Raw genomic sequence first — 14,430 nt, 5'->3', positions numbered from 1 at the left:
AGTAGGACGTCGCTAGGCAATGAAACAGTCAGCTGTGTGCTGGCTGTTTTTTTATAAACTAACGAAATTCATTAATAAATTAAAGAATTTCCTACAAAAAACCTTTAATATATCACTCATTTCCTTCATTTATATAATATTAATGGTAATAAATCTCTTTTATTATAGCTTTTTATTTGGGTGTAACTTTAAAATTTGATATAATTAAAAATCTGAATTGTCTTTCTTTTATAAGTTTCTTGACAGTAGCAGTCCACGTTGTTAATCTTACAATTAATATTCTTTTAACTATAGGAGGAAGTTACGAAAATGTGGGAAACTAAATTTGCCAAAGAAGGTTTAACTTTTGATGATGTATTATTAGTACCAGCTCATTCCGAAGTATTACCGAAAGATGTTGATTTATCAGTTCAATTAACACCGAAAATTAAATTAAACATTCCAATGATTAGTGCAGGTATGGATACAGTTACTGAGTCTAAAATGGCAATTGCTATGGCAAGACAAGGCGGTATCGGTATTATCCATAAAAACATGGGGATCGATGAGCAAGCTGAACAAGTAGAAAAAGTAAAACGTTCTGAAAATGGTGTTATAACAAACCCATTCTTCTTAACTCCGACTCATCAAGTTTTCGATGCTGAACATTTAATGGGGAAATACAGAATCTCTGGTGTACCTATTGTTGATAGCATGGAAAACCAAAAATTAGTAGGGATTATTACAAACCGTGATTTACGTTTTATCTCTGACTACTCTTTAAAAATTGAAGATGTAATGACAAAAGAAGATTTAATTACGGCTCCTGTTGGAACGACTTTAGAGGATGCTGAAAAAATTCTTCAACAATATAAAATCGAAAAACTTCCGATTGTAGATGAAGAAGGTAGATTAACTGGACTTATCACAATTAAAGATATCGAGAAAGTAATTGAATTCCCGAATGCTGCTAAGGACATACATGGCCGTTTACTTGTAGGTGCAGCAGTTGGTGTATCAAAAGATACAATGGTACGTATTGAAAAACTTGTAGAAGCACAAGTAGACATTGTAGTAATCGATACTGCTCACGGTCATTCAGAAGGCGTATTACAGACAATTCGCTCAATCCGTGAGACTTATCCAGAATTAGAAATTATCGCTGGTAACGTAGCAACTTCAGAAGGTGCACGTGCATTATTTGAAGCTGGTGCAGACGTTGTGAAGGTTGGTATTGGCCCAGGTTCAATTTGTACTACACGTGTAGTAGCTGGTGTAGGTGTACCACAAATTACAGCAGTTTATGATTGTGCTACAGTAGCTCGTGAGCTTGGTAAAACGATTATTGCCGATGGTGGTATTAAGTACTCTGGTGATATCGTAAAAGCTTTAGCAGCTGGTGGAAATGTGGTAATGCTTGGTTCACTTCTAGCAGGTACTTCTGAATCTCCAGGAGAAACAGAAATTTTCCAAGGACGTCGCTTCAAAGTTTATCGTGGTATGGGTTCTATTGGAGCAATGGAAAAAGGCTCAAAAGACCGTTACTTCCAAGAAGACGCGAAAAAATTAGTGCCTGAAGGTATTGAAGGTCGCCTACCATATAAAGGACCACTAGCAGATACAATTTATCAACTTATTGGTGGCATTCGTGCTGGTATGGGTTATTGTGGAGCACCACATCTTGAGCATTTACGAGAAAAAGCTCAATTTGTTAGAATGACTGGTGCTGGTCTTCGTGAATCCCATCCACATGATGTACAAATTACAAAAGAAGCACCAAACTATTCAATGTAATTTATTACTTGCAACTTTTATGCTTTCGCATCGTCTACAAAGATGGCGCGAGAGCATTTTTTTATGGTAGAGAGTCAACACGTATGTTGTTATCTATGATAAAATGTCGAGGACAAGATTATTTTTTGGAGGGCTTTAGAGGTGAAAAAGAAAACGAACACCGTATTACGCTTACTCCTAATTCCTGTTTTACTAATTAGTATTTTTGCAGGTATTCCTGCACAGGCACATGCGGAAACAGATTTAGGATTAACAGTGGATGCTGCGATTTTAATTGACGCAGACTCAGGGAAAATTTTATATGAACAAAATGCAGATACTTCACTAGGTATTGCAAGTATGACAAAGATGATGACTGAATTCCTGTTATTGGACGCAATTGATGCAGGAACAGTTAAATGGGATCAGGAATATCACGTAACAGATTATACGTATCGTATGTCTCAAAATCGTGCATTAAGTAATGTACCTTTACGTAGAGATGGCACTTATACCATTCGTGAATTATACGAGGCAATGGCAATTTATTCTGCAAATGCGGCAACAGTAGCTATTGCTGAAACGATTGCAGGTTCTGAGACTGAGTTTTTAAAGTTAATGAATAAAAAAGCAGAGGAACTTGGTTTAGAAGGCTATAAATTTGTCAATGCAACGGGCCTTAATAATGCTGATTTATTTGGTATGCACCCATCAGGTACAGGCCCAGAGGATGAAAATGTGATGCCTGCTAAATCTGTAGCAAAATTGGCTTATCATTTATTAAAAGATCATCCAAAGGTTTTAGAGACATCTAAAATTGCAAAAAAGAAGTTCCGTGAAGGTACTGAAGATGAAATTCAAATGTCTAACTGGAACTTTATGTTGCCTGGATTAGTGTATGAATACGAAGGTGTAGATGGATTAAAAACAGGTACAACAAACTTTGCAGGTCATTGTTTCACAGGTACTGCAGAGCGCAATGGTACTCGTTTGATTGCTGTTGTTATGAAGGCTGTTGATGCAAAAGGACAAGGATCTTATGAAGCTCGTTTTGATGCAACAGCAAAATTATTTAACTATGGCTTTTCTCAATTCTCAAAGCAAGAAATTTTACCAGCGAACTATACGTTCAAAGGTCAAAAAACAGTAAAAGTGACAAAAGGTAAAGAAGACAAAGTAGCGATTGCGGTAAAAGAACCCATTTCATTTATGATTAAGTCTTCTGATAAAGATTTATATAAACCGACATTGGTTTTAGATAAAAAAAGTTTAGAGGCAGATGTTAAAAAGGATACTGTTGTAGGTAAGGTTGTTATTGAACGCACAGAAGGCACAGATTACGGCTTTATCGATGGCAAGGATATTTCATCTGATGTTGTCACAACAAAGGCTGTAGAGCGCGCTAGCGGTATCTCATTGTTCTTCCAAGGTGTAGGTAACTTCTTCGGCAATTTATGGGGAGGCATTACTGACTTTGTTGGTGGACTGTTTTAATAATTAAAAATAAGCACATGAATGTACTTAGCATTCATGTGCTTTTTCACATTTTTGAACCGTACAGCATACGCTAATAGGCGAAAGGATGTGGCTAAATGTGTGGCATTACAGGATGGGCTAGCTTTCAAAAGGATTTAAGAACAAGTGATATGATCTTAAAACGAATGACCCAAACATTAAATAAGAGAGGGCCTGATGATGAAAATATTTGGTGTAGTGAGCATATTGCATTTGGCCATCGACGACTAGCTGTTATCGATCTAATTGGTGGTAAACAGCCAATGAAAAAAATACATGATGGGGTAAACTATGTCATTACATATAATGGCGAACTTTATAATACCGAAGAGGTTCGTAAAGAACTTCAAAAAAGAGGGCACAGTTTTACAACACATTCAGATACAGAAGTATTATTAACTGCGTATATTGAATGGAAAGAGCAATGTGTAGATTTTCTAAATGGCATATTTGCCTTTGGTGTATGGGATGAGCAAACACAATCACTGTTTTTATGCAGAGACCGATTAGGTGTGAAGCCATTGTATTATACAGAATTAAAGGATGGTGTTCTTTTCGCATCTGAAGTGAAAGCATTGTTGGCACACCCATTGGTTCAAGCAAGTGTAAATACTGAAGGATTGGCAAGTATGATGGCTGTGGGGCCCTCAAGAGCACCAGGCAAGACACTTTTTAAAGATATTGAAGAATTAAGACCAGGGTATGCTATGCGTTTTACTAGAGAAGGCTTAAGAAAGTGGCAGTATTGGCAGTTACATAGCCAAAAGCATGAAGAATCATTAGGCGAGACTATTGAGCGCATTCGCTTTTTGTTAACTGATGCAATTGAACGACAGTTGGTTTCGGATGTCCCTATCTGTACATTTCTTTCAGGTGGATTGGATTCTAGTATTATAACCGGTATTGCAGCAAATAGGTTTCAACAACAAAATAAACAATTGCATACCTATTCTATTGATTATGAGGATAATGAACGCTTTTTTAATCCACATACTTTCCAAACATCAACAGATACGTACTGGATTCAAAAAATGACTGACACATTTCAGACGGCACATCACGCAGAGGAAATTACTCAGCAACAATTAATTGATTTATTAGTTGAATCGGCCATTGTCCGAGATTCACCTGGTATGGCAGATGTAGACTCATCCTTATTATGGTTTTGCCGAGAGATAAAAAGAGATTTTACAGTAGCGTTATCAGGGGAGTGCGCAGATGAGATTTTTGGTGGATACCCTTGGTTTAAAGAAAAGACAACTGGCTTTCCGTGGATTCGATCTTTATCTGAAAGAAATGCATTGCTACAAGAGAAGTGGAATAAAAAATTAAAGATTGAATCCTTTGCACATCAACTATATACGCAAACAATAGCTGAAGTACCGTTGTTGGATGGAGAAAGTTCTGAAGAAGCTAGACATCGCGAAATGTTTTATTTGAATATGACTTGGTTTATGCAGACTTTGCTAGAGCGCAAGGATCGTATGAGTATGGGGGCAAGTTTAGAGGTACGTGTTCCTTTTGCAGATCATCGTCTTGTGGAATATGCTTGGAATATTCCGTGGGAAATGAAGAACTTGGATGGCATAGAAAAGGGTTTACTACGAAAATCGATGGCTCAGTTATTGCCTGATGAGGTGTTGTATCGTAAAAAGAACCCTTATCCTAAAACGTATCACCCAGTTTATACAGCAGGTATTCAAAAGTGGTTAAAAGAAATCCTTCAAAATAAAAATTCGATACTACATGAACTATTTGACAACAAAAAACTTTTAGAATTAATAGACTCTGGAGGAAGCTCATTCAAGATCCCTTGGTATGGGCAACTAATGGCAGGGCCACAGCTTTTAGCGTACCTAGGGCAAATTCATACTTGGTTTGAACATTATCAAATACAATTAATTGAAACGTAATAAAAAATGACTCATCTACTAACTAGATGGGTCATTTTTTTGTATTTCCCAACAATCCATCAATTGTTCAATGGATCGTTCAATTGTATGAACAGGTATCCCACCAAAGCCAAGTAAAAATTGAGCTAGTGAAGATTCACAATGGTCTAGTCTATAATCAGATAAGGGATAAATCCCAATCTCTGATTGAGCAGCAAGCAGTTGCAATTGTTTCTCGGATAATGTGTGTTGAACATCTAATAAAATATGCATTCCGGCTTGCTCACCAGTAATTTTAATCGTTGATGAATACTTTTCTAATATAGAAGTTAGCTTATCATGCTTTTTACGATAAACCTTGCGCATTCGATTGAGATGCTTTGCAAAATGACCGTCACGCATAAAATTTGCCACGATATGTTGGTCGAAACGAGGCACCGTAGAAGAATAATAGTTAAATACATCACTATATGTTGCGAGTAGTTTAGGAGGAAGTACAAAATAAGCTACACGCAAAGAAGGCATTAATGATTTTGTAAAGGTGCTCATGTAAATAACTTTATCATTTCGATCTAAGGCATGTAGTGCAGGAATTGGTTTACCAGCATAACGAAATTCTGAATCATAATCATCTTCAATAATATAGCGAGAGGAACTTTGGGCCGCCCAATTTAAAGCCTGTGCACGTCGTGTCGCAGATAATACCGCGCCAGTAGGGAATTGATGTGACGGCGTAATGTAAACAACATTAGCACTTGTTCTCTCAAGCTCATGAATAATAATTCCCTCTTCATCAACGGCGATGGGTTGAACTTGTCGTTTATACTGTGAAAACATGCGATGCACGGCAGGGTATCCTGGGTTTTCTAAGGCAAAGCAGGTATCATCACTAAAAAGTCTTAAAATCATAGGAAGAAGCTGTTCAGTACCAGAGCCAACAACAATTTGCTCAGGATTACACACTACCCCACGCGATTGATATAAATAATTAGCAATCTCAGTGCGTAAAGAAAGTTCTCCTTGTGGTTCACCTGTTAGTAATAATTCCTTTGAGGTATCGTCAAAAAGCTCTTTCGCATACTTTCTCCACGTTTGGAATGGGAAGGCATCAATATCGATAGAACCAGGATTAAAATCAATTTTGTATGATTTTTTCTTAGGATGCTCTCTGAAAGAGGTTTCAGAGTCCTGCTGAATATAGGGAAGCTCATCAATTTCTTCTACAAAATAGCCAATGCGTGATTTGGACATAATATAACCTTCAGCCAGTAATTGGGCATAGGCAATTTCAATGGTTGTTTGAGAAATATTCAAAAAATCAGCTAATTTCCTTTTTGATGGTAATTTTTCTCCTACAGCTATTTTCTTAGAAATAATGGCCTCCTTTATGCCGTTATAAAGCTGATCATACAGCGGTTTATCACTATTTTTTACGAGTTGAAATAAAAGCATATCCATGTTTTAAAACCTCCTGACCTTATAATTATTTTGAAAACTGGTTATTTTTATATGGTCAATTTCCATTATACTAAATTTCATCATAAAGGTGGAGGTTAGAAAATGAAACAAATAGGAACAGAGCTAGTAAAACGTGGGATGGCAGAAATGCAGAAGGGTGGCGTCATTATGGATGTCATTAATGCAGAACAGGCCAAAATTGCAGAAGCTGCTGGAGCAGTTGCTGTTATGGCATTAGAGAGAGTACCTTCAGATATTCGCAAAGCAGGTGGTGTTGCACGTATGGCAGATCCTCGCATTGTTGAGGAGGTAATGGAGGCCGTTTCTATTCCTGTTATGGCAAAAGCCCGTATTGGCCATATTGTGGAAGCACGTGTTTTAGAAGCAATGGGTGTAGACTATATTGACGAAAGTGAGGTCCTCACACCAGCCGATGAAGAGTACCATTTATTAAAAAGTGATTATACAGTACCGTTTGTGTGTGGCTGTCGTGATTTAGGAGAAGCAGCACGTCGAATTGGAGAAGGAGCATCCATGTTACGTACAAAGGGCGAACCAGGAACAGGAAATATTGTGGAGGCAGTTCGACATATTCGCAAAGTAAATGGTCAGGTACGTAAAATCGTAGGCATGACAGAGGATGAACTAATGACAGAGGCGAAATTATTAGGAGCTCCTTTCGAATTATTAAGAGACATCAAACGTCTTGGTCGTTTACCAGTAGTAAATTTTGCCGCAGGAGGTGTGGCTACACCAGCCGATGCTGCATTAATGATGGAACTTGGTGCTGATGGCGTTTTCGTTGGTTCTGGTATTTTCAAATCTGAAAACCCGGAAAAATTTGCTCGTGCTATCGTAGAGGCGACTACCCATTATAAAGATTATAAGCTTATTGCAGAAATATCAAAGGAACTTGGCATACCAATGAAAGGTATTGATATTGCACAGCTTGGGCAAAGCGAACGTATGCAGGAGCGAGGTTGGTAGGATGAAACGAATAGGTGTGTTAGCACTACAAGGAGCTATACGTGAGCATGTTAAAATGCTAGAAGCCCTTAACTGTGAAGTCATCCAAGTAAAACATAAGAAAGATTTAATAAACCTCGATGGTCTTGTGTTACCTGGTGGGGAAAGCACAACCATGAGAAAATTGCTTGATCGCTTTGACTTACTAGAGCCGATTCGTGAACTTGCTCAGCAAGGTTTGCCTATGTTTGGGACATGTGCAGGATTAATTTTATTAGCTAGCCATCTAGTGGATGATGAAGCACATTTGGCAGTTATGGATGTCATAGTCGCACGAAACTCATTTGGTCGTCAGGTAGATAGCTTTGAAATACAACTGGATATCCCTAAAATAGGAATAGACATTCCAGCGGTATTTATTCGAGCGCCTCATATTAAAGCAGTTGGTAAAAATGTTGAAATTCTTGCTGAATATGAAGGAAAAATTATCTTAGCGCGAGATAATCATTTATTGGGTTGTGCATTTCATCCAGAATTAACCGGAGATTCACGAATTCTAGAATATTTTGTATCCTCTATGGTATGACTTGCAAAATTTGTTTTCATATAGTACAGTATGGTTAAAATTTAAATAACTGAACACGATGATGGGAAGTAGTAACAAGCACGTTTTTTTTAGAGAGTCAGCGGTTGGTGGAAGCTGATAAAAGCACTTGTGAATCCGTCCTGGAGTTGCACAGTCGAAGTAATGTAAGTAGGCTGCTGCCGGCTGAAATGCCGTTATGAAATAAGTGGATTAGGCATATGCCTAATCAATTAGGGTGGCAACGCGGGTAGCTCTCGTCCCTTTTTAGGGATGGGGGCTTTTTTGTGTTTATTTTTATTTAAAATTGAACTTTTGAATAAACCGCCGGACGAAATTATATCAAGACTTAAAGGATGCAACAATTCCCATCATTAAACTACTGGAGGTATGACTATGTTAGATATTAAACGCGTACGCGATAATTTCGCGGAAATTAAAGAAATGCTATTAACACGTAATGAAGATTTAGGAAACTTAGATGATTTTGAGGGTTTAGATGCAAAGCGTCGTGAGTTAATTGCTAAAACAGAAGAATTAAAAGCAGAACGAAATAAAGTATCTGAACAAATTTCAATTATGAAACGCAACAAGGAAAATGCAGATGAAGTTATTGCTCGTATGCGTCAAGTTGGCGATGAAATTAAAGAGCTAGATGTTCAACTAAATGATGTAGAAGAGCGATTTAAAGATATGATGATGCGCTTGCCAAACATTCCACATGAATCTGTACCAGTAGGCACAACAGAGGATGATAATGTAGAAGAATATACTTGGGGCGAAATTCCAACATTTGATTTTGACATTAAGGCACACTGGGATCTTGCTACTGATTTGAAGATTGTTGACTTTGAACGAGGTGCAAAAGTAACGGGTAGCCGTTTCTTATTCTACCATGGGCTTGGGGCTCGCTTAGAACGAGCACTTATGACATTTATGATGGATTTACATGCAGAAGAGCATGGCTATGAGGAAATGCTACCACCTGTCATTGTTAATCGCGATAGCTTAACGGGTACAGGACAGTTACCTAAGTTTGAGGAAGATGTATTTAAATTAGAGGAAACAGATTATTTCATGATTCCAACAGCAGAGGTACCAGTTACAAACTTCTACCGTGATGAAATTTTACCTGCTGAAGCTTTACCCCAAGGTTTTGCTGCATACAGTGCATGCTTCCGTTCAGAGGCAGGCTCTGCGGGTCGTGATACACGTGGTTTAATCCGTCAGCACCAATTCAACAAAGTAGAATTAGTACGCTTTGTAAAACCAGAGGAGTCATATGAGCAATTAGAGCTGTTAACAGGTCATGCTGAAAAAGTACTGCAATTACTAGGCTTACCGTATCGTAAACTAAAAATGTGTACTGCTGATTTAGGATTTACTGCAGCGAAGAAATATGATTTGGAAGTTTGGATCCCAGCACAAAACATGTACCGTGAAATTTCTTCTTGCTCTAACTTTGAGGATTTCCAAGCACGACGAGCAAATATCCGCTTCCGTCGTGAGCCAAATGCAAAACCAGAATATGTTCACACATTAAACGGTTCAGGTCTTGCGATTGGACGTACAGTTGCAGCTATTTTAGAAAACTACCAACAAGCAGATGGAAGCGTAGTAATTCCTGAAGTTTTAAGACCATACATGGGTGGTAAAGAAGTAATTGCGCCTAATTAAATAACATGTAAAAGCTATTTTAGACGATCCTTTAAACAGGTAAATCTAAAATAGCTTTTTTGATGTCCAAAATTGAAATCTCTAATTTTTGAAAATTCGTTATACTGGGGAATATTCATGGATTTACACCATTTCGCACATGCCTTAAGTGAATTTGATAATGTTCACAGATGATAAAGGCTGTGCAATTTTTTATGATTTAGCATATTTAAATATATTATTGGCAATCGGCTTAACACCAGATGAATTTTTTCACAGTACTGTGACTGATAATTATCAAATTTTATCATCTGAAACAAGTACCATATTTAAAGTGATGCAAACAGGACAACCAATTTTAAATTACGAACAACAATTAACGACTCTAAATGGTTTTAGTTATCTATCATTAAGCTCAAATCCTATTATAGAGCAAGGCAGAACCTTTGGCGCAATTGAATTTTCAAAGCATTTTTATGAAAGTAAGCAAATAAAATACTTAGATAATTTCCTGGGACATAAGCTATACCGAGATAATTTTTACAACCTATCGTCTAGACGATTTTATAACGACCAATGCAGATGAAGGCCCAACTAGAAAGGCTCGTCGTAGTGCTAAGAAAAAAACGCTCCGATTTTGCTGACAGGGGAAACAGGGTCAGGGGAAGATATTGTCGCTCAGGGTATTTATAATGAAAGCGAGCTTTTTACAAAGCCGTTTATTACATTAAACTGTTCGACATTAGCAGAGGATAATATTTTTACACAGCTTTATGGCTCAGAAAATGAAGATACAAGTGGTAAGTTTACAGGAGGCAAACGGTGGTACTTTGCTTGCCATTCCCTTAAATATAAAAAAGAAGGTGTCTCATTAGGAGGCACCTTCTTTAGTTTATGGCTCCATCATTCTCGGTGATTTCAGCAATTCGTGCCTTTTTCGCAGCTTTTTTACGCTCTCGTAAAGCTTTAAAAAAGTCAGTTAAAATTTTCCCGCACTCTTCAGCTAAAACACCTTCTGTTACATCACATTCATGATTAAAACGTTCATCATTTAATAAACGATAAAGGGAATCGACACAGCCAGCCTTTTGGTCTCTTGCACCATAAACAACACGGGGCACTCGAGATTGTAGAATAGCTCCTGCACACATAGGGCAAGGCTCTAATGTAACATAAAGTGTTGTATCTTCGAGACGCCAACTACCTATTTTTTTGCAGGCTTCTTGAATAACCAACAGCTCAGCATGGGTAGTCGCATTTTGTGTTGTTTCTCTTAAATTATGGGCACGTGCAATAACAGTTCCCTCATAAACAAGTACTGCGCCAATCGGAACTTCTCCAAGTGAAGCAGCCAGATGTGCTTCCTCTAATGCTTGCTTCATAAAAAAGCGATCTGTTTCAAAAATATCCACTCATATCTCTCCTTAATAGTAGTGTAGCGTGCTGGATTGGTAATTGCTACTTTTAGCGTTGACATTCCTAATATAACCATATATATTTATATATGAACACATGCTCATATATAAATATTGAAGGGTAGGGTAAACTTTTATGGATGATAAATTAACAAGTTTAGAAGCACAGAAAAACGCTGATCAGCATTTAGATGAAGAAACACTATTTGTAGTATCTCAAACCTTTAAGGCATTAAGTGATCCAACTCGCATTCGAATTTTAAACTTACTATGCAAAGATGAACATTCTGTAAATGATATTGCGGATATTTTAGATTTAGGGCAATCAACCGTTTCCCATCAATTACGTTTTCTAAAAAATTTACGGTTAGTGAAGTTTAGAAGAGAAGGAACAACACTGTATTATTCCAAGGACGACGATCACATTATGAATTTACTAAAACAGGCAATTGAGCATGCAGCTCATAACTAAATAATGGGAGGAATAAAAATGGGACATCATCACGATCACGCTCATGATCATACTCATGGCGCAAATAAAAAAGTATTATTACTGTCATTTATTATTATTACAGGGTATATGATAGTTGAAGCGATTGGTGGCTTTTTAACAAATAGTTTGGCTCTGCTATCAGACGCAGGGCATATGTTAAGTGACTCTATTTCTTTGGGCATTGCCATGTTAGCTTTTACGTTTGGAGAAAAAGCTGCTAGTTATAGTAAGACCTATGGTTATAAACGATTTGAAATATTAGCTGCAGTGCTGAATGGCATTACACTAATAGGTATAGCATTATTTATTTTTTACGAAGCGATTGAACGCTTTGCTAATCCTCCTGAAGTAGCTACTACAGGAATGCTTGTTATTAGCACAATTGGTTTGTTAATTAACATTTTAGTAGCATGGATTATGATGCGTGGTAGTGATACAAAGGATAATTTAAATATGCGTGGCGCTTTTTTACATGTGCTTAGCGATATGCTAGGGTCTGTAGGGGCTATTGTTGCGGCGCTATTGATTATGTTTTTTGGTTGGGGCTGGGCAGATCCACTTGCAAGCGTTATTGTTGCTTTATTAGTAGTAAGAAGTGGCTACTATGTCACTAAAGCTGCCATTCATGTCTTAATGGAGGGAACACCTTCAAATGTAGATGTTCAGGAAATTATTCAGTTAATTGAACAAACTGAAGGAGTAGAGAGTATCCACGATTTACACATCTGGACAATTACTAGTGGAACAAATGCATTGTCCTGTCATGCAGTCGTTAATGATCAATTGAAAATAGCTGATAGTGAGCATATATTACGAAAAATTGAACATAATCTTGAGCATAAGGGCATTAAGCATGTAACGATTCAATTAGAAACAGCATCACATCAACATGAAAATTCAATTTTATGCCAATTGAAAAATGACCATGAACATCATCATGAATAAAAAAAAATTTGTAGCTTGCATACCCTTCTTGGGTATAGTATGATTAAAAAGAAATAGGAGGTGTAGTGAATGGAGGACATAGTAAAAGAAGATGCTTGTCATACAGAGGAAACTACGTCTTGTCGAAAAAGTCATCATCCTGAGCGTGTAAAAAAGGATTTAACGACCCGATTAAACCGTATTGAAGGTCAAATCCGGGGCATAAAGGGAATGATTGAAAAAGACGTTTACTGTGATGATATTATTACGCAACTGTCTGCCACACAGTCAGCTTTAAATAGTGTAGCGAAAATATTATTAGAAGGACATTTAAAGGGTTGTGTTGTAGATCGTCTATCAGAGGGCGATGAAGCAGTATTAGATGAATTAGTAGTAACGATTCAAAAGTTAATGAAAAAATAGATGTTTAAACTATTATTTAAAAGGAGAGATTTATTATGCAAAATGTAACGTTAAATGTACAAGGAATGTCATGTGGTCACTGTGTAAATTCAATTGAGAAAAGTGTTGGTGCTTTAGCTGGTGTAGAACAAGTAAAAGTTAATTTAGCAGAAGGTTTAGTGGATGTTGCTTTTGATGAAGCACAAGTGTCACTTGACCAAATTAAAGAAACAATTGATGATCAAGGCTACGACGTAAAATAGTAGTATCAGTAGAGTGCCCCTGTAGCACTCTCTTATTTTCAAATTTATATACCCCTGGTTGGTATAAGGAGAGGTGAAAGGTAAATGAGTTCTGATATAAAAGAGGCGAATTTGCAAATTACAGGTATGACATGTGCAGCCTGTGCCACTCGGATAGAAAAAGGTTTAAATAAAATGGATGGTGTAGAACAAGCAACGGTTAATTTAGCACTTGAAAAATCGTCTATTAAGTACGATCCAGCAAAGTTGAGTGAAGAAGATTTTGAAAAGAAAATAGAAGCACTTGGTTATGGTGTTGTTAAACAAAAAGCTGAACTTGAAATTACAGGGATGACGTGTGCAGCCTGTGCCACTCGGATAGAAAAAGGGTTAAATAAGCTAAGCGGTATCTCTTCTGCCAATGTAAACTTAGCACTTGAAAAGGCAATGATTGAGTTTAATCCATCAGAAGTATCCATCACAGATATCATTGTGAAGGTAGAGAAGCTAGGCTATGGGGCTCATCAAAAAGAAGACGAGGCAGAAATGGTGGACCATCGAGAAAAAGCCATTAAACAGCAACAACGCAAATTTATTCTGTCGGCTATTCTTTCATTACCACTGCTTTGGACGATGGTTGGACATTTTTCCTTTACATCGTTTTTATATGTGCCAGAATTTCTTATGAATCCTTGGGTTCAAATGGTGTTAGCAACGCCAGTACAATTTATTATAGGTAAGCAATTTTATGTAGGAGCCTACAAAGCTTTACGTAACGGTAGTGCAAATATGGATGTACTTGTCGTCATGGGGACATCTGCTGCGTATTTCTATAGTGTCTATCAAGCAATCGTAACGATAGGGTCTCACCATGGCCCCCATCTTTATTTTGAAACGAGTGCGGTTTTAATTACATTAATTTTATTAGGGAAATTATTTGAGGCCAAAGCAAAGGGGCGTTCTTCTGAAGCCATAAAAAAACTGATGGGACTTCAAGCTAAAACGGCTGTGGTTGTACGTGACGGTGTAGAAAAAGAGGTTCCTTTAGCAGAAGTTATCATTGGCGATGTTATTCTAGTAAAACCAGGGGAGAAAATTCCTGTCGATGGAGAGGTATTAGAGGGATCAACAG

The 14,430-nt window shown here is 37.4% G+C and carries 15 protein-coding genes and 1 other annotated feature; of the genes, 13 read left to right on the top strand and 2 right to left on the bottom strand.

Annotated features, from left to right (window positions below; translation table 11 throughout):
* The first annotated feature begins 309 nt into the window (after positions 1 to 309).
* From guaB to asnB, 3 genes are all read left to right on the top strand, one after another.
* Complete coding sequence (gene guaB / locus RT445_RS18985; protein WP_274795114.1) at positions 310 to 1,773, top strand: IMP dehydrogenase; 1,464 nt, start codon at positions 310 to 312, stop codon at positions 1,771 to 1,773.
* Between the two features lie 141 nt (positions 1,774 to 1,914).
* A complete protein-coding gene (locus tag RT445_RS18980; protein WP_274795115.1) occupies positions 1,915 to 3,246 on the top strand; it encodes a D-alanyl-D-alanine carboxypeptidase family protein in 1,332 nt (443 codons plus the stop codon).
* Positions 3,247 to 3,344: 98 nt separating this feature from the next.
* Complete coding sequence (asnB, locus tag RT445_RS18975; protein WP_313471299.1) at positions 3,345 to 5,180, top strand: asparagine synthase (glutamine-hydrolyzing); 1,836 nt, start codon at positions 3,345 to 3,347, stop codon at positions 5,178 to 5,180.
* 18 nt (positions 5,181 to 5,198) lie between these two features.
* Here the strand turns inward: asnB and pdxR are convergent, their stop codons facing one another.
* The gene (gene pdxR, locus RT445_RS18970) at positions 5,199 to 6,617 is read right to left on the bottom strand and encodes a MocR-like pyridoxine biosynthesis transcription factor PdxR (RefSeq protein WP_274795117.1); all 1,419 of its coding nucleotides are present in this window, start codon (positions 6,615 to 6,617) and stop codon (positions 5,199 to 5,201) included.
* Positions 6,618 to 6,719: 102 nt separating this feature from the next.
* Between pdxR and pdxS the strand changes: the two genes are divergently transcribed.
* From pdxS to RT445_RS18945, 5 genes are all read left to right on the top strand, one after another.
* Positions 6,720 to 7,604: a pyridoxal 5'-phosphate synthase lyase subunit PdxS gene (gene pdxS / locus RT445_RS18965; protein WP_274795118.1), complete on the top strand. Its 885-nt coding sequence runs from the start codon at positions 6,720 to 6,722 to the stop codon at positions 7,602 to 7,604.
* 1 nt (position 7,605) lies between these two features.
* Positions 7,606 to 8,169, top strand: coding sequence for a pyridoxal 5'-phosphate synthase glutaminase subunit PdxT (pdxT, locus tag RT445_RS18960; protein ID WP_274795119.1), 564 nt, complete (start codon positions 7,606 to 7,608; stop codon positions 8,167 to 8,169).
* A gap of 49 nt (positions 8,170 to 8,218) precedes the next feature.
* Positions 8,219 to 8,434: a binding site (T-box leader), on the top strand.
* A 128-nt stretch (positions 8,435 to 8,562) separates the two neighbouring features.
* Positions 8,563 to 9,843, top strand: a complete 1,281-nt coding sequence (gene serS, locus RT445_RS18955) for a serine--tRNA ligase (RefSeq protein ID WP_313471296.1) — start codon at positions 8,563 to 8,565, stop codon at positions 9,841 to 9,843.
* A gap of 160 nt (positions 9,844 to 10,003) precedes the next feature.
* Positions 10,004 to 10,408 (top strand): transcriptional regulator, encoded by a 405-nt coding sequence (locus RT445_RS18950; protein WP_274795121.1) that lies wholly within the window; start codon positions 10,004 to 10,006, stop codon positions 10,406 to 10,408.
* 51 nt (positions 10,409 to 10,459) lie between these two features.
* Positions 10,460 to 10,738 (top strand): sigma 54-interacting transcriptional regulator, encoded by a 279-nt coding sequence (locus RT445_RS18945; protein WP_274795122.1) that lies wholly within the window; start codon positions 10,460 to 10,462, stop codon positions 10,736 to 10,738.
* On the opposite strand, the gene tadA is transcribed toward RT445_RS18945, so the two are convergent.
* The gene (gene tadA / locus RT445_RS18940) at positions 10,710 to 11,234 is read right to left on the bottom strand and encodes a tRNA adenosine(34) deaminase TadA (RefSeq protein WP_274795123.1); all 525 of its coding nucleotides are present in this window, start codon (positions 11,232 to 11,234) and stop codon (positions 10,710 to 10,712) included. The two genes, RT445_RS18945 and tadA, sit on opposite strands and share 29 nt — an antisense overlap.
* A gap of 139 nt (positions 11,235 to 11,373) precedes the next feature.
* Between tadA and RT445_RS18935 the strand changes: the two genes are divergently transcribed.
* The 5 genes from RT445_RS18935 to RT445_RS18915 form a co-directional block, all read left to right on the top strand.
* Complete coding sequence (locus tag RT445_RS18935; protein ID WP_274795124.1) at positions 11,374 to 11,709, top strand: ArsR/SmtB family transcription factor; 336 nt, start codon at positions 11,374 to 11,376, stop codon at positions 11,707 to 11,709.
* Between the two features lie 18 nt (positions 11,710 to 11,727).
* Positions 11,728 to 12,675 (top strand): cation diffusion facilitator family transporter, encoded by a 948-nt coding sequence (locus tag RT445_RS18930; protein ID WP_274795125.1) that lies wholly within the window; start codon positions 11,728 to 11,730, stop codon positions 12,673 to 12,675.
* A gap of 69 nt (positions 12,676 to 12,744) precedes the next feature.
* Entirely contained in the window at positions 12,745 to 13,077 is a 333-nt protein-coding gene (locus tag RT445_RS18925) for a metal-sensitive transcriptional regulator (RefSeq protein ID WP_274795126.1), read from the top strand.
* A gap of 35 nt (positions 13,078 to 13,112) precedes the next feature.
* A complete protein-coding gene (gene copZ, locus RT445_RS18920) occupies positions 13,113 to 13,319 on the top strand; it encodes a copper chaperone CopZ (protein WP_274795127.1) in 207 nt (68 codons plus the stop codon).
* A gap of 84 nt (positions 13,320 to 13,403) precedes the next feature.
* On the top strand, positions 13,404 to 14,430 hold a 1,027-nt coding region (locus RT445_RS18915), incomplete at its 3' end, for a heavy metal translocating P-type ATPase (RefSeq protein ID WP_313471292.1).

The organism is Lysinibacillus sp. (genome assembly GCF_032093475.1).
In the GTDB taxonomy this organism is placed as follows: Bacteria; Bacillota; Bacilli; order Bacillales_A; family Planococcaceae; genus Lysinibacillus; species Lysinibacillus irui.
Note: the sequence above shows the minus strand (reverse complement) of the source record. Positions and strands in the feature narration are given on the sequence as shown.

Coding starts and splice junctions, on each gene's coding strand:
- asnB (WP_313471299.1), top strand. CDS start 3,345: ATGTGTGGCATTACAGGATGGGCTAGCTTTCAAAAGGATTTAAGAACA.
- pdxR (WP_274795117.1), bottom strand. CDS start 6,617: ATGGATATGCTTTTATTTCAACTCGTAAAAAATAGTGATAAACCGCTG.
- guaB (WP_274795114.1), top strand. CDS start 310: ATGTGGGAAACTAAATTTGCCAAAGAAGGTTTAACTTTTGATGATGTA.
- RT445_RS18930 (WP_274795125.1), top strand. CDS start 11,728: ATGGGACATCATCACGATCACGCTCATGATCATACTCATGGCGCAAAT.
- pdxS (WP_274795118.1), top strand. CDS start 6,720: ATGAAACAAATAGGAACAGAGCTAGTAAAACGTGGGATGGCAGAAATG.
- pdxT (WP_274795119.1), top strand. CDS start 7,606: ATGAAACGAATAGGTGTGTTAGCACTACAAGGAGCTATACGTGAGCAT.
- copZ (WP_274795127.1), top strand. CDS start 13,113: ATGCAAAATGTAACGTTAAATGTACAAGGAATGTCATGTGGTCACTGT.
- RT445_RS18950 (WP_274795121.1), top strand. CDS start 10,004: ATGTTCACAGATGATAAAGGCTGTGCAATTTTTTATGATTTAGCATAT.
- serS (WP_313471296.1), top strand. CDS start 8,563: ATGTTAGATATTAAACGCGTACGCGATAATTTCGCGGAAATTAAAGAA.
- RT445_RS18935 (WP_274795124.1), top strand. CDS start 11,374: ATGGATGATAAATTAACAAGTTTAGAAGCACAGAAAAACGCTGATCAG.
- RT445_RS18925 (WP_274795126.1), top strand. CDS start 12,745: ATGGAGGACATAGTAAAAGAAGATGCTTGTCATACAGAGGAAACTACG.